The following is a 16110-nucleotide window of genomic DNA, read 5'->3' on the forward strand; positions in this document are numbered from 1 at the left end:
TAACATTAGGAGGCCCTCCATGGAGTATGTGGATCCGATTAGAGATATTGAAAGTATCGATGCTATTAAATGCATCTTAAGAACACAATCACAAAGAGATTTATTGCTTTTTGTTTTTGGAATTAATACTGGGATTAAAGTAAATGAACTGCTTTCCATTAAAGTGAAGGATATAAGAGATGAAAAAGGGATTAAAGAGTTTATCTATTTAAAGGATTGCAATAGCGGTGAAACTCACGCCTACTATATAAATAATAATGTTCAGCTGGAATTAACGAATTATTTGAAAACCCATGAATTTGAGGACAGCGATTTCTTGTTTAAGTCCAAAAAGAACAACCAGCCAATCACACGGCAGCAAGCCTATCGGATCATAAATAAAGTGGCAAAAGAAGCAGGGATCCCGGGGAAAATTGGCATGCATACACTTAGAAAAACATTCGGATATCATGCCTATCGGAAAGGGATCGCGATTTCGATTATTATGCAAATTTACCACCATCATTCTCCGTCCGAAACTTTAAGGTATATTGGAATAAATAAGCAGGACGAGAAGCGTCTTATAAAAGTGGATGTGAATTTATGAGCAGCCTTTCTAATTAGCAAAAGAAAAAACCTCCGCAAAGGGGGAGGTTTTTTATAAATATTCATTATCCTTCGTCGTGTCGGTATCCATTGCAACGTTTGTCAATTCTTTCACTATACCATCATGAACTTGGACTTGTAATGTCTCTTTATCCTTCATAAATTTAAAAATACCATTATCAAAGTCGGTTCCAAATTCCTTGAAGAAAATCCCTTCAAATTCAACCTCCTTTGTATGTTTGAAGATGATCCTGTAGAGGTTCTCTTCCTTCACAAGGTAGGCACGCACACCCTTATCGTAATGACTGTCCGAGTTTTTTAATTGACGGGAGACGGAAATAATATGGAGGTCAACAAAAGGTATTTCACGCAGCAGAGCGTTAATGATTGATCCCTTAGCAATTTGTTCCCACCGGCTTTGCGCAGTTTGGCCCAGAACAATCTGGGTAACGTTTTTATCTCTAGCCACTTCCGCGATCACCTTTGAAATTGGCCGCTTTTCGTTGTCCTTCAATATAAACGCGTTTGCACTATGCTGTTCGGCTAACTGTTTCCATTTCTCAATGTAGCCTGTTTTTTCGGCATCCAATTCATCAAATGGTTTCGGGTCGACGGTAAGAATGTAAAGCGGACAATCTAGCATATTGGCAATTTTACATCCCCGTTGGATAAGCCTTTCGCCATTAGGACCATAATATACACAGACGAGGATGCTTTCGTCTGTTCGTCCCTTGATTCTTTTCATTATTTGTTCACCTCGGATTGGCTGTGTAGGACTCTTTACGGCCAATTACTATAGATTATGTATGACTATAGCGTATGGAACAGTTTCAGTCAATCTATTTCACGGTCTGCCTTTTTTATAACATTTTCTAAGGAGGGGAATTGATGTCTTGGTTACATCTGCTGATTTTACTGCCATTTATCTTTGCGGCTGTAGTCCCGTACATTTATAGGAAATTTACGCCGCGCATTCATACAGGCTGGTTTGTTCTTGTCATCCCGCTGGTGATTTTTGCATTTCTGCTTTCCTTTACCACAGCAATTTCTAATGGGAATACTGCTTTCTCGACAGTTCCGTGGATCCCGTCCTATAATATCAACTTCACAACTTATGTAGACGGGTTAAGCTTAATATTTGGATTGTTGATTGCCGGTATCGGCGCCCTTGTTATTTTATATTCCATCTTTTATATGTCAAAACGCGAGGCCCTTAACAATTTTTATGTATATTTGCTCTTGTTTATGGGAGCGATGCTGGGACTTGTATTTTCCGACAATATCTTTGTGCTCTATGTGTTTTGGGAGACCACGAGTGTTTCTTCCTTCTTATTAATTGCGTATTGGTATGAACGTGAGAAATCACGTTATGGTGCCCAAAAATCTATGTTGATTACGATATTTGGCGGGCTTACCATGCTTGCGGGCTTAATCATGCTTTCCATGATGACCGAAACGTACAGCATTCGCGAGATGGTCAGCCAAGCAGCTAACGTTCCATCTCATTCGTTGTTTGTTCCATCCATGATTTTGATATTAATCGGGGCATTTACAAAGTCAGCCCAATTTCCGTTTAGTATTTGGCTGCCTGATGCTATGGAAGCCCCTACGCCAATTAGTGCTTACTTGCATTCAGCAACCATGGTAAAAGCGGGAATCTATCTGGTCGCCCGCCTGACCCCGGTCTTTGGCGGTCAATCAGAGTGGTTTTGGATTGTTTCCAGTGTGGGGATGATCACTTTACTATATGGGTCTGTAAATGCTGTAAGACAAACCGATTTAAAGGCATTATTGGCGTATTCCACGATCAGCCAATTGGGATTAATCATGAGTCTGTTAGGGTTAGGATCTGCCTCTCTCTATACTGGGGGTGAGGAATCCTCCGTCTATATGGCCGCTATTTTTGCTGCTATTTTTCACCTGGTAAACCATTCGACCTTTAAAGGCTGTTTATTCATGGTTGTCGGAATCATCGACCATGAAACCGGGACACGAGATATCCGCAGGCTGGGGGGCTTAATGCATTTAATGCCAATCTCGTTTACTTTGGCGGTAATCGGAAGTTTTTCGATGGCCGGGCTGCCCCCATTTAACGGATTCTTAAGTAAGGAAATGTTTTTTACTGCCGTTATAAATGCAGCCGAAATGAAGGAATTCGGCGTGTACTCCATTGGGAATCTGTTTCCCATCATCGCCTGGATCGCCAGTGTATTCACGTTTGTGTACAGCATGATTCTTGTGTTTAAAACATTCAGAGGAAAAAATAAGCCTGAAAAATTAGCGAAGGAAGTTCATGAGGCACCGCTTGGGATGTTAATTTCACCAATTGTGCTCGGCTTGTTTGTCGTTATTATTTTCTTTTTTCCCAATATCCTTTCTAAGTATCTGTTAAGTCCTGCACTTGCGGCTATCGTGCCGACACTGGCTGCTGCAGGGGAAACCAACGTGAAAATAAGTGCTTGGCATGGCTGGAATATCGAGTTATTTATGACCATCGGGGTCATCGTTCTTGGAACCATCATGTATCATTTATTAAAAAAATGGTATCGGATTTATCTTTTTTATCCAGAGAATCTGACGTTAAATCATCTGTACAACATTGGGCTGGAAAATACGGAGGCTGTCTCCCGTCGAGTGACTGACCGTTACATGACCGGGTTTATTCGCGATTATTTAGTTTATATTTTTGCCTTTATTATCGTTATTGTTGGCGGAGCGGTTTGGTTATCTGATGGGCTTACGATACAGACATCAGGCGATGCGCCGGTAAACTGGTTTGAGGCGGCTTTAATGATTGTGATGATTATAACGGCTGCAGCTGTTCTTTTTGCAAAAACGAGGCTTAAGGCAATTCTGGCTGTTGGGGGATTAGGGTTTCTCGTCTCCTTTTTCTTTGTACTCTTTCGGGCGCCCGATTTGGCATTGACGCAATTGGTGGTTGAGACAGTAACAACCGTGCTGTTTTTATTATGTTTCTACCATTTGCCGCAATTGCGTAAGGAGTTTGCCCGGATTCAATTCAAGGCAGTGAATGCGATCGTTTCTATCGGGGTTGGCGCCGTGGTCACCATTGTTGCCTTATCGGCAAATGGAAAACGATTGTTTCAATCGATATCCGGTTATTATGAGAATTCATACGAATTGGCCGGTGCAAAAAATATCGTCAACTCCATCCTTGTTGATTTTCGCGGAATCGATACAATGCTCGAAATTCTCGTATTAAGCATTGCCGGCCTCGGGGTTTATACCTTGATCAAGCTTCGGTTAGCTGGGGGGGATAGTAATGAAAAAGTCAAATGATGTGATCATACGGAGTGTGACAAAGGTGGCCGTCGTCATCATCTTAACCTTTGCCATCAACCTGTTTATTTCAGGTCATCACCAGCCTGGCGGCGGGTTTATCGGCGGCCTGGCTTTTGCTTCTGCCTTAATTCTGTTGTTTTTGGCATTTGATATAGAAACAGTTCGAAATCATATTCCGCTTGATTTTAAAGTGGTGGCCGCAGTCGGTGTATTGATTTCCGTGCTGACGGGAGTTGGCGCCATGCTCCTGGACCACCCGTTTTTATTCCAGGCATTTGGCTACTTCAAACTTCCCATTTTTGGCAAAACGGAACTGGCCACAGCGGTTTTATTTGACATCGGGGTAGCATTGGCGGTAATAGGCACCTCTATCACCATCATCATGACGATAGGGGATGATCGATAATGGAAACATTAATGTCTATCCTTGTAGGGATCTTATTTGCAATTGGAATCTATTTAATTTTGACAAAGACTCTGCTGCGAATCATCCTCGGAACATCGATACTTGGACACGGGGTGAACTTATTGATCATCACAATGGGGGGGCTTAAAAAGGGGGGGCCGCCGCTCTTGGGAATAGAGGATTTAACCTATGCGGATTCCTTGCCGCAAGCCCTTTTGTTGACGGCCATCGTGATAAACTTTGCGACCACCGCTCTTTTATTAGTGTTGAGTTATCGGGCTTACAAAGTATTGGGGACGGATGACACAGAGCAAATGCGAGGTACAGAAAATGAATAATTTTGTGATATTGCCAATCATTATCCCAATTATTGCCGGGATGGTAATGGTGATTTTTAGAAAAAGAATAATCTTCCATAGGTATTTAAGCGTTTGTTCAATCATCGCGGTTGGCATCGTCACGCTTCTATTAATACTCCAAATTGATCAAGAGGGTGTGCAAACATTACAACTGGGCGGATGGGAGGCTCCATTTGGCGTGAGTATGGTGGCCGATATGTTTGCTGCTTTGCTCATCCTGACGACCTGTGTTGTTGCGCTTTGCTGTTTGCTATATGCATTCCGCTCGATTGGTCAGGAACGAGAAAATTTCTATTTTTATCCGCTGTTTATGTTTTTGATTACTGGTGTGATTGGCTCGTTTATGACAGGCGATATTTTTAATTTGTTTGTCTGCTTCGAGGTGATGTTAGTTTCGTCTTATGTGTTAATCTCTCTTGGCGGTACAGGAAATCAACTAAGGGAATCAATTAAGTATATCCTGGTTAATATCATTTCCTCGTTTCTGTTTCTTGTTGCCATTGCCTTCCTGTATGCGATGACAGGGACGTTGAATTTTGCCCATCTATCAATCAGGGTCGCCGAGGCAGGGCAAGATGGGCTAATGACGGTTGTCGCCATACTTTTTTTAATTGTTTTTAGTTTGAAAGCAGGGTTGTTTTTATTCTTTTGGCTGCCTGGCTCGTACAGTGCACCGCCAACGGCGATTGCTGCCATCTTTGCCGCATTGCTGACGAAAGTGGGCATCTATGCCATTATCAGGGTATTCACGCTTGTTTTTTATCATGAACCGGAGGTTACCCACTTATTAATCGGTATTTTAGCGGGATTCACCATGATTTTAGGCGCGGTCGGAGCGGTTGCCTATTGGGATATTAAAAAAATCATAACCTATAACGTCATTGTAGGCGTGGGATTCATTTTAGCTGGAGCTGCTTCATTAACAGCGGAAGGGCTGACGGGATCTCTTTATTATTTGATTCACGATATGGTCGTAAAGGCTTTGATTTTCCTTTTGGGCGGAACAGTTATCCACCTGACTGGGACCAGCAGATTGAAGGATTTCAGTGGTTTGATCCGGTTATACCCCGGATTGGGATGGATGTTTTTTATTGCAGCCCTTTCCCTTTCAGGCATTCCCCCGTTTAGCGGGTTTTTAGGAAAAATATTCATTACCAGGGGGACATTTGAAGCAGGGTTTATTTGGCTGGGGATTATTGGACTGCTGACAAGCCTTATGGTTCTGTATTCGATCATGAAGATTTTTATAAATGGGTTTTGGGGGACAGACACTTCGGAGGAAAATGAAAAGAGGACAACTAAGGGGTTATTGCTGCCATTGGGAATACTCACCATGTTAACGATCACGCTTGGACTAGGAGCAGAAGGAATTCATCATTACGTGGATTTAGCGGTAGAAGGCTTAATCAATCCCGGCAACTATATTGAAGCCGTTTTTGGCACCCGTTCAGTGCATTAAAATCCATGATAGAAAGGGGTGGTTCCAATGCCCATGCAAGTTTTGATCAATTTATTTATTGGGGTAATCTGGATGTTTCTTCAGGATGATTGGAGTGTGCTAACATTCTTCAGCGGTTACCTTTTTGGATTACTGGTGCTTTTTATTCTGAGAAGGTATTTTCCAACTAAATTCTATTTAATAACGCTGCTTGCGATCGTCCAGCTCTTTTTCGTATTTATATATGAATTGTTTACTTCAAGCATTTTGGTTATCCAACAGGTGATAGCCCCTAAGATTAACATCACACCGGGAATTTTCACCTTGGAAACGGAACTAGAGGGAGATTTGGAAGTCACCCTGCTGGCTTTATTGTTGACATTGACCCCCGGTTCCGTAGTCGTGGAAGTCTCTCCAGACAATAGGAGGTTTTATATCCATGCGATGGATATACCAAAATCAAGTGATGCCGTTCTTCAATCGACAGCCAAATTTGAAAAAGCAATAAAGAAGGTGACACGGGCATGATTCAAACCATTTTAATTTACTCATTGGTATTTCTAAGCTTTGCTATTTTTGCCACCATCTATCGGCTGATCAAGGGCCCTACTGCGCCGGATAGAGTACAGGCACTGGATGCCTTGGGAATCAATTTATTGTCGGGTGTCGCCATTTTTTCCGTATTGGTAAGAAGTACGGGTTTTTTTGAAGTGATCTTATTGATTGGAATCCTTTCTTTTATTGGGACGATTGCCTTCGCACGTTATATAGAAAGGGGTGTAGTCATTGAGCGGAAACAATCAGATTGAATTGATTGCTGTCCTGTTAATTTTTGTTGGAACGATCTTTAGTTTTTTGAGTGCGATTGGTTTGATTCGGCTTCCAGATATCTACACCCGTGCTCATGCGCTTTCAAAAGGTTCAACGATGGGTGTTCTTTTTATACTTGGCGGAACATTTCTGTTTTTCATTTTGGAAGGGTATTTTAGTATTCGCTTATTCCTCGGAATATTCTTTGTGTTCCTTACCGCCCCCGTTGCCGCTCATGTCATTGTCCGGGCGGCGCATCGTTCCAATGTAGAACTGGCAAAGCAGAGTGTTCAAGACGACTTGAAGGAAGTCAGGGAAAAAGATTTATATGAATCTCGAACTGACTGAAAAAGAGGGCCAGAGTTTACAGCTGCTGACAGTGCGTAAGCTCAGGCCATTTTTATACTAAATCTGGTGCCTGTTCGATAAACAATTTCCCCAAAATCGATTGTGTTTTCTGAAGATTGTAGACAAGATAAAAGTATCTCTCCTCGTCGAATCCGTTGATTTCGTACATTTTTAGCTGGTTTTGCAAGGCGTACTCTTTAGCCGCAATTTCAGAAATGATCGATATTCCTATATCCTGCATAACAAATTGAATTAAGCTCTGACTAGAGTCTGTATAGGCAATAATGTTTAATTGGTCCTTTGAGATTTTATTTTTTTTAAGAAGCCTTTCCAATATCGCGTTTGTTCCTGAATCGCTGTTTCTCATAATAAATGGATATTGCAATATATCATGGATATCTACAGGACCGGCTATATTAACCTGATTCGATGTGATCAGGACAAGTTTTTCTTTTAATAATGGTATATATCTTAGCTTATCGCTTTCATATTTATCCCCTAAAACCCCTAAATCTACGGAGCCATTTAATACTTTATCTACCGTATTTTTCGAGGAGGATTGATTGATGCGGAACAGAGCATTAGGATACTGATCCCGAAACAGCTTCACCATTTTCGGTATCATAAACTGCCCTGGTACTGAGCTCGCCGCAATCCGAAGCATCCCTCGAAGCTCTTGTTGTCCTCCCTTAAGGTCAAGCAATGCCTGGTCCTTCAACAATAATAGTTTCTGCGCCCACTGGTAGAGACGTTCTCCATGAGGGGTTAAAATGTTTTCGCGCCCGACACGGTCAAACAGCTGGACATTCAGATTTTTTTCTAAAGCATGAATATGGGAGCTAACCGTAGACTGGCTTAAGAATATATCTTCCGCCGCTTTGGAAAAGCTCTTATGCTCGACAACTTTGGTAAATACATATAGCTGGTGTAAATCCATATATTAATCTCCTTATATTCAAAAAACCGATGAGTTTTCATTCATTAAATAGATAAATTGAATTTATCTTAGCATACCACTTTCTTATAATGAAAATGACAAGACTATTTGACAAGTTTTTAACATTTGTATGTTGTAAAGGAGTTATTTATGGAACAGCACTTCGATTTACTTTACGACGCCGGCCCGACTGGGTGTGGTGAATTAATTATGAACTTGTTTTTAACAATGAAAAAAATGGAGCCGGGACAAATCATCAAGGTGATTTCCTACGACCCAGGTGCCCGCGAGGACTTGCCGGCGTGGTGCCGCATGCAAAAGCATACTCTTTTGAACCGTGAGGATTTTGGCAAGACAAGTCATTACTTTATTGAAAAAGGCTGATTATTACAGTCTTTTACATAAATTTAATCCAAATGGAGGAACAAAAAATGGCTGGAAAATTTTTAGTGAGTTTAACAAATGCAAAAAATGACCCTGATAAAGCAACTGTGGGGTTCGTGGTGGCAAATGCTGCAGTGGCATCCGGGCAGGAAACAGTAGTTTTCTTAAACGTTGAAGGCGCTTACCTTTCTTCAAAAGGCTATGCCGATGAGATACATGAAGAAGGCTTTGCACCATTAAAACAGTTAATGGAGCAATTTGTAGAAGCAGGAGGAACACTTTGGGTCTGCAGCCCATGCTTCAAAAAGCGCGGCCTTGACGAAGAAAATTTAATAGAAGGTGCGACAATTGTCGGCGGTGCTAAAGTAGTAGAGTTCCTAAGCCAGGGCGCAGCTTCGATTACGTATTAATCCAAGGTGAACAGAATGTATAATCCACATGCAGTCTGTGATGGCGGGGATTTGGATTGCGGTTCGGGTTTGTTATTGATTATAAAAAAAGCAATGGATCCGCTCGCTGGAGGTCAGGTGTTGGAGGTTCGAAGCAGAGAAAAAACGGTTGCTGAGGACCTCCCGGCATGGTGCCGGATGGTTGAGCATGAATTTCTTGGCTCTCAGCCTGGCGATAATACGACAAGATATTTTATTAAAAAAGGATCGAATCAGGCGGAGCTTGAACAAGACCTTCAGGCCGCAAAAGGCTATCAATGGAGCGTTCGTGTTCGCGGCGGGAACGACCTTTCTGCGACGGTACATTCACGGAACCACACATTTATTGCCGGGCAGTCAGCAGACTTTAGTCCAAAAGTGAGTGCGCCAAGTGCTGTTGACTATTTGTTGGCTTCACTTGCTTCGTGTCTGACGGTTGGATTTAAAGCACAGGCGTCAAGGAGAAATGTTGAAATTGATAATTTGGAGCTTAGCTTAAAAGGCGGCTTGGAAAATGTGTTATACCATATGGAGCTTGAAGATGAAGGCAGCCCGAGAGTAAATCAGGTTACTGGCACTTTTTATGTATCATCACCGGAATCTGAGGAGATTCTGGAAGAATTATGGAGCAACACGCTTGCCCGGTCGCCAATCTTTCAAACTCTCAACCAAGCCGTAACTATTGATATTAAGCTAGCGATTGTATTTTAACAGGGGGTTAGTCTAGTTATGACATTACCTATGTTTCCTGTCACCGTTATTGGCAGTTGGCCGCGGTCAAATGAAGTTAAACGGGCCATGCGCGATAAGCGTGCCGGAAGAATAAGCGAGGAAGAATTTCAGACAATAGCGGACACAGCCGTTTTACAATGCTTAAAATGGCAGGAGGAGGCTGGGATTGATATCGTTTCGGACGGCGAGCAGCGGCGCGATAATTTCATTTCGTTTGTTGCTGAGCATTTAGATAATGTCCGGATGCTGATGGTATCAGAACTGCTTGAATATGTCGAGGATAAGGCGAGCTTTGAGGAAATCCTCGGGACATTGGACGTACCGGCTTTTTCCATGTCCAATCCGGCTGCAACCGGAAAAATAAGCCGTAAAAAACCACTCGCCTTAGATGATTTTTTATTTTTAAAAAAGCATACAGATAAAGCGGTTAAGGTTGCCTTACCCGGTCCCTACCTGTTAACAAGGTCAATGTGGGTGGAGGGCCTATCGAAGGATGCTTATCCGACCAAAGAAGACTTGGCAGTCGATATTGTTAAAGTGCTGCGGGAAGAATTGGAAGATTTGATTGCTGCTGGTGTTGAGTTTGTCCAATTTGATGAACCGGTCTTAACCGAGCTTGTGTTTACCCAGAAAAACGCAAATCGTACCTTTATGTGCGGGGCATTGACGGCCAAGGCCGATGCCGAACAGGAAATTGCTTTTGCGCTTGACTTGATGAATCAAGTGACAGAAGGAATGCTCGGCCGAGGTACAAAAATCGGTGTCCATGTTTGCCGTGGCAATTGGAGCACACAGGAGCAGGTATTGCTAAGAGGGCCATATTACCCGTTAATCCCATATCTTGCTAATGTCAACGTTGACCAACTCATTCTCGAATACGCCACACCAAGGGCGGGAGAATTGGATGCCATCCGCGAATTTGGCGGGAAAGAAATCGGACTCGGTGTTGTCAATCCGCGGACGGAAGAAATAGAAGAGGTTGAAGCGATTGTGGCACGTGTTCAGGAAGTAAGAAAATATCTGCCGGATGCAAAAATCTTCCTAAATCCTGATTGCGGCTTTGGAACGTTTGCTCAAAGGCCAATGAACAGTGATGAAATTGCGGTTGAAAAATTAAAGGCAATGGCGGAAGCTGCAAAGAAATTACGAGAGATTGTGCTCGTTTAATAGTCTGAAATGGAGTGGAGAATCTAAAATGGGACAATTAACGAAGTTTAAGGTTGAGGGAAAAGGTATGGGCATGCGTATAGATGCGGTTGCCGGCAAGCACACGATTGCAATTGATGAACCAGAATCATTTGGCGGCAAGGACTCTGCAATCGATCCGCTATCAACGCTATTATCATCTTTAATTGCCTGTGAAAATGTAATGGCGCAATTAATCGCGCAAGAGATGAAGTTTGATCTCCAGGGAATCACCTTTGATGTCGAAGGCCATTTAGACGTCGCCGGATTAATGGGTGACTTATCAGTTAAGCCGTATTTCCAGCAGGTTAAGGTGAAGGCCGTAATTGAAACATCAGAATCTCAAGAAAGAATCGAAGAATTGCGAAAATCCGTCGACCTGCGCTGCCCTGTATTCCGCACCATGAAAGACGCTGGAATCCCTATCGAAAACCTATGGACCAAAGCAGAAGTAACCGTCTAAAATTCTGCAACTAATAACCTATATAAACAACTTTAAAAAGGTGCCGACCCAGCGATGAGTGTCAGGCACCTTTTTCCAAAAAGTTCAAAAAGTATTCACTGTATAATAAGGGTACGTATTGGTATTATTGGAGTGTAACTTACTTTAGCATTGGGGGGCTTTATATGGCTAAAACACTCCAAGAATATTCGTTAGCAGAATTAATGGCAAGAATTGAACAAATATTCAATGAGAATCCGGGTCCGATTCAATGTTTTAATGCTGTCGTTCAATATGAAGTTACTGATCAAGAGCCTTCAACCTATCAACATTTTTTCCAAGACGGTAAACTGACCATCAGGGAAGGAGTCGAAGTTACTCCAACTGTTGCTTTAACTCTAAACTATGATACTTTCAAAAAATTTGTTTTATGTAAAATGAGCGGTTCAATGGCTTTGCTATTGGGGAAAGTAAAGGTAAAGGGCGACGTGGGTACCGGGTTTAAAATTGAAAGCATTCTAAAGAAATATAACTTAAAAGAACCATTATAAGCATATAAGGCTGTTGAGTGATTTCTCGACGGTCTTTTATTTTGTTTCAAGATTTCACCTGAATAATTGCTAAAAACGTTGAAAACAATCATTATTAGTGGAAGGTACATACAGAAAGTAGGCGGTCTTTTGTTAAAATTCATACAACTAGGCATTTCCACAGAGTTAGCTGAAAAATTGCAAGGTCAGGGTGTGGCGAACCCAACCCCAGTACAACAACAGGCAATTCCAATTATCATGGATGGCCGGGACCTCATTGCTCAGGCGCAGACAGGGACAGGGAAAACGTTTGCCTTCGTCCTGCCGATACTGGAAAAATTAAAACGGGATGGGGACCAGATTCAGGCTCTTATTGTCACCCCGACAAGGGAACTGGCACTGCAAATAACGGATGAAATACAAAAGTTGATTGATGGTTTGGATGAGGTTCATGTTCTGGCAGTTTATGGCGGACAGGATGTAGACAAGCAATTAAGGAAATTGAAAAACAAACCTCAGATTGTTGTAGGGACGCCAGGAAGGCTTCTAGATCACATCCGGAGAGAAACAATCGATCTGGCCAATCTGTCATTTCTTGTGTTGGATGAAGCGGACCAAATGCTCCACATCGGGTTTCTCAATGAGATAGAGGATATCATTAAAGAAACGCCGAAACAACGGCAAACCATGCTTTTCTCGGCAACGATTCCTTACGAAGTCAGAAAACTGGCTAATAAATATATGCGGAGCCCTGAATATATTCAAATTGAAAAAGTTCAAGGTCCTGCAGACAATGTAAAGCAGATTGCCATTCATACCATCGACCGGGCAAAGCAAGCCACACTGATTCAGTTAATTGAAACCCATCGACCGTTTTTAGCGGTAATTTTTTGCCGGACGAAACGGAGAGTGAGTAAGCTCTATGAGATATTGCGGGCTCGGGGATTTTCCTGCGATGAATTACACGGTGACCTTTCACAAGGTAAACGGGAGCAAGTGATGAAGCGGTTCCGCGATGCTGAGGTTCAATTGTTGATAGCCACGGATGTAGCGGCAAGAGGACTGGATGTTGAAGGCGTCACACATGTGTTTAATTACGATATTCCCCAGGATTCCGAAAGCTATATTCACCGGATTGGCAGGACAGGAAGAGCAGGATTGAAGGGATTGGCGATAACCTTATATTCCTCCGCAGACAGGCCAACTCTTGATTTAATTGAAAAAGAGCTAAATATTCGAATTCAAAAACAAAACCTGGGCAATGTCGATAAAGAAAAAGGTCAAAAAAAGGACATGCCAACAAATGATGAAAAACAAAAACGAACTGCCCGGAAAAAGCCGGACGGTCATAGAAAAGAAAGTGGAGACCGCAAGCCGCAGGGAAAGAGCGCAGATAAAAAGAGCGGGGCACAGCTTACAAAGAGCCGAAGCGCGAAACCAAGCTTTGCCAAAGGAAAACCAAACGCCAAAACCGCTGGAAAGAGGAACAGCACTAAAAATAGCGCCGGAAGAAAAAAACAGCGCTAAATTTATTCCGCATTATACTATAGACACATAATAAAGGTGCCTAATCCCCTATGGGTGTCAGGCACCTTTTTCCTTTATTTCCCTTTACCTTCCTAATCCGATACCAGTATTTGATTTGACCAAGACTTCCTCGTATTTCTTCACATCCGCTTTTTGGCTAGAGAGGATGGTTCCGAGATAGCCTGCAAAGAATCCAAGCGGTATGGAGACGATTCCCGGTGTTGTGTAAGGGAAGATTGGGTTCCCTACAAAAATCGCTTTTCCGGCTTCAGGGCTAAAAATGTTCGGGCTGGAAATGAAAAAACCTTTGCTTAACGCAAAGGTTTTCGAAAAAATGATGGAGAATAGGGGGCTCGAACCCCTGACCTCTTGCATGCCATGCAAGCGCTCTCCCAGCTGAGCTAATCCCCCGCTTGAATCGGTACAACAAGAATTATATCTGGATTATATTTTTATTGCAAGAGGAAATTTAGGGAAAGGCTAAAAAAATTCTCCATTAACTGATGCTTTCTATTTCCACCTTATTCACACCTTCTAATTCCGACACGGAGGCATATACATCTGTTGTCTTTTCACGGTAGTCAACCGCAACCAATATTTGCACAAGATGATCGCCGTTGTCCAAATCCTTAATCCTGAGTCTGCGGATAATATATTCTTTTTCCATTAAATACGTAATGGCTTTATCAATTTGGACTTGGTCCCTTATAAATAATTGAAGCATGATCTCTTTTTCGCGTAATTGTTTAGGGCCAAAAATTTTCATGACGGCCGGAACTAATTCGACACTAATAATCAGCAATGCGACTCCGGCAAACGCTTCTATGTAAAAACCGGCACCGACAGCAATCCCAATCCCTGCTGCCCCCCAGATCATAGCAGCCGTCGTGAGTCCGGAAATACTGTCGTTACCCCGTCTTAAAATAACACCAGCACCTAGAAAACCGATACCTGAGACGATTTGGGCAGCCAATCGCAATGGGTCCATCGTTATTCTAACTTCTGCGGAATCGGGGAACATATAAGCTGATTCAATCGATACAATGGTCAGAAGACAACTGACTACAGAAATGACAAGACTGGTTTTTAGTCCCACAGGTTTTCTTTTTAGTTCCCGTTCAAGTCCAATAATGAGTCCAAACACAGCGGAAATGCCAAGCTTAATTAATATATCAATATCGATGCTGCTCATAATCTCACGTCCATTTAATATTGTAATAGGGCTTGTTTTTTGAAAAAACAACTAAGAATACTTTACGATTGCTATAAATATGTAATTTTATTTTACCTATAAAGGAGTCCAATATGGAAGAGCCAAAAATAAACCCCTACGCCGTGTTGGCAATTGGCGTCATTTCAGTGTCCACATCGGCCATTTTTGTGAAATACAGTTCTGCGCCCTCAGGTGTCATAGCTTTTTATCGCCTGTTGTTTTCCGTACTTTTGATGTTACCCGTTTTTTTAATAAAGCATGTTGGAGAACTGCGTAGATTACGAAAAAAGACTGGTTGTATTCCATCATTGCCAGAGTATTTCTGGCCTTTCATTTTATTCTATGGTTTGAGTCGTTAAACTACACATCGGTAGCAAGCTCCACCGTGTTAGTCACGCTTCAGCCTATTTTTGCATGTGTAGGAACGTATTTTATCTTTAAGGAAAAAATATCTGACAAGGCCATCATCAACGGAATCATAGCAGTTGGAGGGAGTATCATCATCAGCTGGTGAGATTTTCGGATTAGCGGAACGGCCCTTTTTGGAGATATACTTGCCCTAATAGCCTGCGCTCTAATAACCGCTTATTTATTATTTGGAAAAATGTTCGAAAAAGGGTATCACTAATTACATATACATTTCTTGTGTATTTTATGAGTTCGATTACTTTATTCATTTATAGCTTTGCAGCTAACCAGCCCTTACATCCATATCCGGCAAGTGATTGGTTTTTTATTTTATCTTGCTGGCTCTAATTCCGAACCTGTTGGGGCATACCTTATTTAATTGGTCGTTAAAATGGGTGAGTACTTCAACGATCTCAATGGCGATTTTATTTGAGCCTGTTGGAGCGACAAACTTTGCTTACTTCTGCCTAAGTGAATATGTTGTTTGGACACAAATACTGGGTGGCATTGTCATCATCGGCGGCATTCTATTATTCGTGTTTGATGAACGAAGATTGAAATTAAAACATGAAATGAATAGCCAATCCTAATGAAATGATAAGGGGACGATCACACTTTTATTTTTCAATGGATAACATTCGAGCTTTAGCCTTTTATATAGATAATAAAAACCCATTAAAAAAACTCTTTTCAAAACTTATATTGCAAACATATTTAAAACATGGTATATTAATTCCTGTCCTCTTCGAGAGCGTCAAACGACAAATTAGAAATTTTTTAAAATTTTGTTGACATCACGAAGTGAGATATGATAAATTAAAGAGGTCGCTTTCGAGCGGCTTAGTCGAATTAAGTGCACAAGCACTTGGATGATCGTTCTTTGAAAACTAAACAAACAAAAACGTCAACAATAAACATTCATTTCTTTCGAAATGAAGCCAACGTAACTTTATGAGCTAATCAACTCAACTTTATTGGAGAGTTTGATCCTGGCTCAGGACGAACGCTGGCGGCGTGCCTAATACATGCAAGTCGAGCGGATCACTGGGAGCTTGCTCCCAGTGATTAGCGGCGG

The 16110-nt window shown here is 42.0% G+C and carries 18 protein-coding genes, 1 tRNA gene, 1 rRNA gene and 1 pseudogene; 17 read left to right on the forward strand and 4 right to left on the reverse strand.

What is annotated here, in order from left to right; all coding sequences use genetic code 11:
* The first annotated feature begins 19 nt into the window (after nt 1–19).
* Complete coding sequence (locus M3234_RS13705; RefSeq protein ID WP_262305244.1) at nt 20–586, forward strand: tyrosine-type recombinase/integrase; 567 nt, start codon at nt 20–22, stop codon at nt 584–586.
* Nucleotides 587–637: 51 nt separating this feature from the next.
* Here M3234_RS13705 and M3234_RS13710 read toward each other — a convergent pair whose 3' ends face one another.
* Nucleotides 638–1330, reverse strand: coding sequence for a universal stress protein (locus M3234_RS13710; RefSeq protein WP_262305245.1), 693 nt, complete (start codon nt 1328–1330; stop codon nt 638–640).
* A 143-nt stretch (nt 1331–1473) separates the two neighbouring features.
* Between M3234_RS13710 and M3234_RS13715 the strand changes: the two genes are divergently transcribed.
* The 7 genes from M3234_RS13715 to mnhG are packed head-to-tail and all read left to right on the forward strand — an operon-like array spanning nt 1474 to nt 7249.
* Nucleotides 1474–3885 carry a Na+/H+ antiporter subunit A gene (locus M3234_RS13715; protein WP_262305246.1) on the forward strand — a complete coding sequence of 804 codons (2412 nt, stop codon included), beginning with the start codon at nt 1474–1476 and terminating at the stop codon, nt 3883–3885.
* Nucleotides 3869–4294: a Na(+)/H(+) antiporter subunit B gene (locus M3234_RS13720; protein ID WP_262305247.1), complete on the forward strand. Its 426-nt coding sequence runs from the start codon at nt 3869–3871 to the stop codon at nt 4292–4294. Before M3234_RS13715 ends, M3234_RS13720 begins: the two co-directional genes overlap by 17 nt.
* Nucleotides 4294–4632 (forward strand): Na(+)/H(+) antiporter subunit C, encoded by a 339-nt coding sequence (locus tag M3234_RS13725; protein WP_262305248.1) that lies wholly within the window; start codon nt 4294–4296, stop codon nt 4630–4632. The genes M3234_RS13720 and M3234_RS13725 overlap by 1 nt, the downstream gene beginning before the upstream one ends.
* Entirely contained in the window at nt 4625–6112 is a 1488-nt protein-coding gene (locus M3234_RS13730; protein ID WP_262305249.1) for a Na+/H+ antiporter subunit D, read from the forward strand. The genes M3234_RS13725 and M3234_RS13730 overlap by 8 nt, the downstream gene beginning before the upstream one ends.
* A 27-nt stretch (nt 6113–6139) precedes the next feature.
* Entirely contained in the window at nt 6140–6619 is a 480-nt protein-coding gene (locus M3234_RS13735; RefSeq protein WP_262305250.1) for a Na+/H+ antiporter subunit E, read from the forward strand.
* Nucleotides 6616–6900, forward strand: a complete 285-nt coding sequence (locus M3234_RS13740) for a Na(+)/H(+) antiporter subunit F1 (protein WP_262305251.1) — start codon at nt 6616–6618, stop codon at nt 6898–6900. Before M3234_RS13735 ends, M3234_RS13740 begins: the two co-directional genes overlap by 4 nt.
* Nucleotides 6878–7249: a monovalent cation/H(+) antiporter subunit G gene (gene mnhG, locus M3234_RS13745; protein ID WP_262305252.1), complete on the forward strand. Its 372-nt coding sequence runs from the start codon at nt 6878–6880 to the stop codon at nt 7247–7249. The genes M3234_RS13740 and mnhG overlap by 23 nt, the downstream gene beginning before the upstream one ends.
* Before the next feature lie 52 nt (nt 7250–7301).
* On the opposite strand, the gene M3234_RS13750 is transcribed toward mnhG, so the two are convergent.
* A complete protein-coding gene (locus M3234_RS13750; RefSeq protein WP_262305253.1) occupies nt 7302–8186 on the reverse strand; it encodes a selenium metabolism-associated LysR family transcriptional regulator in 885 nt (294 codons plus the stop codon).
* 150 nt (nt 8187–8336) lie between these two features.
* On the opposite strand from M3234_RS13750, the gene M3234_RS13755 reads away from it, so the two are divergent.
* From M3234_RS13755 to M3234_RS13785, 7 genes are all read left to right on the forward strand, one after another.
* Entirely contained in the window at nt 8337–8570 is a 234-nt protein-coding gene (locus M3234_RS13755) for a sulfurtransferase TusA family protein (protein WP_262305254.1), read from the forward strand.
* A 47-nt stretch (nt 8571–8617) separates the two neighbouring features.
* Complete coding sequence (locus M3234_RS13760; protein WP_262305255.1) at nt 8618–8980, forward strand: DsrE family protein; 363 nt, start codon at nt 8618–8620, stop codon at nt 8978–8980.
* Nucleotides 8981–8995: 15 nt separating this feature from the next.
* On the forward strand, nt 8996–9709 hold the full coding sequence (locus M3234_RS13765) for a sulfurtransferase TusA family protein (protein WP_262305256.1): 714 nt from the start codon (nt 8996–8998) through the stop codon (nt 9707–9709).
* A gap of 18 nt (nt 9710–9727) precedes the next feature.
* On the forward strand, nt 9728–10897 hold the full coding sequence (locus M3234_RS13770) for a cobalamin-independent methionine synthase II family protein (protein ID WP_262305257.1): 1170 nt from the start codon (nt 9728–9730) through the stop codon (nt 10895–10897).
* A gap of 28 nt (nt 10898–10925) precedes the next feature.
* Nucleotides 10926–11378, forward strand: a complete 453-nt coding sequence (locus M3234_RS13775; protein ID WP_262305258.1) for an OsmC family protein — start codon at nt 10926–10928, stop codon at nt 11376–11378.
* 164 nt (nt 11379–11542) lie between these two features.
* Nucleotides 11543–11908: an SCP2 sterol-binding domain-containing protein gene (locus tag M3234_RS13780; protein ID WP_262305259.1), complete on the forward strand. Its 366-nt coding sequence runs from the start codon at nt 11543–11545 to the stop codon at nt 11906–11908.
* A 129-nt stretch (nt 11909–12037) separates the two neighbouring features.
* A complete protein-coding gene (locus tag M3234_RS13785; protein ID WP_262305260.1) occupies nt 12038–13414 on the forward strand; it encodes a DEAD/DEAH box helicase in 1377 nt (458 codons plus the stop codon).
* Nucleotides 13415–13752: 338 nt separating this feature from the next.
* On the opposite strand, the gene M3234_RS13790 is transcribed toward M3234_RS13785, so the two are convergent.
* Nucleotides 13753–13825 (reverse strand) — tRNA-Ala (locus M3234_RS13790).
* Nucleotides 13826–13910: 85 nt separating this feature from the next.
* Entirely contained in the window at nt 13911–14606 is a 696-nt protein-coding gene (locus M3234_RS13795) for an MgtC/SapB family protein (protein ID WP_262305261.1), read from the reverse strand.
* A 113-nt stretch (nt 14607–14719) separates the two neighbouring features.
* Between M3234_RS13795 and M3234_RS13800 the strand changes: the two are divergent.
* Nucleotides 14720–15625: pseudogene (locus M3234_RS13800) on the forward strand (DMT family transporter).
* A 381-nt stretch (nt 15626–16006) separates the two neighbouring features.
* Nucleotides 16007–16110, forward strand: a 16S ribosomal RNA gene (locus M3234_RS13805); the annotation flags it as partial.

The organism is Neobacillus niacini, assembly GCF_023715785.1.
GTDB lineage: Bacteria > Bacillota > Bacilli > Bacillales > Cytobacillaceae > Neobacillus > Neobacillus niacini_E.

What these genes read in the sequence shown, in the direction of transcription:
- M3234_RS13735 (WP_262305250.1), top strand. Translation starts at nt 6,140, where the DNA reads ATGCCCATGCAAGTTTTGATCAATTTATTTATTGGGGTAATCTGGATG.
- M3234_RS13795 (WP_262305261.1), bottom strand. Translation starts at nt 14,606, where the DNA reads ATGAGCAGCATCGATATTGATATATTAATTAAGCTTGGCATTTCCGCT.
- M3234_RS13725 (WP_262305248.1), top strand. Translation starts at nt 4,294, where the DNA reads ATGGAAACATTAATGTCTATCCTTGTAGGGATCTTATTTGCAATTGGA.
- M3234_RS13715 (WP_262305246.1), top strand. Translation starts at nt 1,474, where the DNA reads ATGTCTTGGTTACATCTGCTGATTTTACTGCCATTTATCTTTGCGGCT.
- M3234_RS13720 (WP_262305247.1), top strand. Translation starts at nt 3,869, where the DNA reads ATGAAAAAGTCAAATGATGTGATCATACGGAGTGTGACAAAGGTGGCC.
- M3234_RS13750 (WP_262305253.1), bottom strand. Translation starts at nt 8,186, where the DNA reads ATGGATTTACACCAGCTATATGTATTTACCAAAGTTGTCGAGCATAAG.
- M3234_RS13780 (WP_262305259.1), top strand. Translation starts at nt 11,543, where the DNA reads ATGGCTAAAACACTCCAAGAATATTCGTTAGCAGAATTAATGGCAAGA.
- M3234_RS13705 (WP_262305244.1), top strand. Translation starts at nt 20, where the DNA reads ATGGAGTATGTGGATCCGATTAGAGATATTGAAAGTATCGATGCTATT.
- M3234_RS13740 (WP_262305251.1), top strand. Translation starts at nt 6,616, where the DNA reads ATGATTCAAACCATTTTAATTTACTCATTGGTATTTCTAAGCTTTGCT.
- M3234_RS13710 (WP_262305245.1), bottom strand. Translation starts at nt 1,330, where the DNA reads ATGAAAAGAATCAAGGGACGAACAGACGAAAGCATCCTCGTCTGTGTA.
- M3234_RS13770 (WP_262305257.1), top strand. Translation starts at nt 9,728, where the DNA reads ATGACATTACCTATGTTTCCTGTCACCGTTATTGGCAGTTGGCCGCGG.
- M3234_RS13775 (WP_262305258.1), top strand. Translation starts at nt 10,926, where the DNA reads ATGGGACAATTAACGAAGTTTAAGGTTGAGGGAAAAGGTATGGGCATG.
- M3234_RS13760 (WP_262305255.1), top strand. Translation starts at nt 8,618, where the DNA reads ATGGCTGGAAAATTTTTAGTGAGTTTAACAAATGCAAAAAATGACCCT.
- M3234_RS13765 (WP_262305256.1), top strand. Translation starts at nt 8,996, where the DNA reads ATGTATAATCCACATGCAGTCTGTGATGGCGGGGATTTGGATTGCGGT.
- M3234_RS13755 (WP_262305254.1), top strand. Translation starts at nt 8,337, where the DNA reads ATGGAACAGCACTTCGATTTACTTTACGACGCCGGCCCGACTGGGTGT.
- M3234_RS13730 (WP_262305249.1), top strand. Translation starts at nt 4,625, where the DNA reads ATGAATAATTTTGTGATATTGCCAATCATTATCCCAATTATTGCCGGG.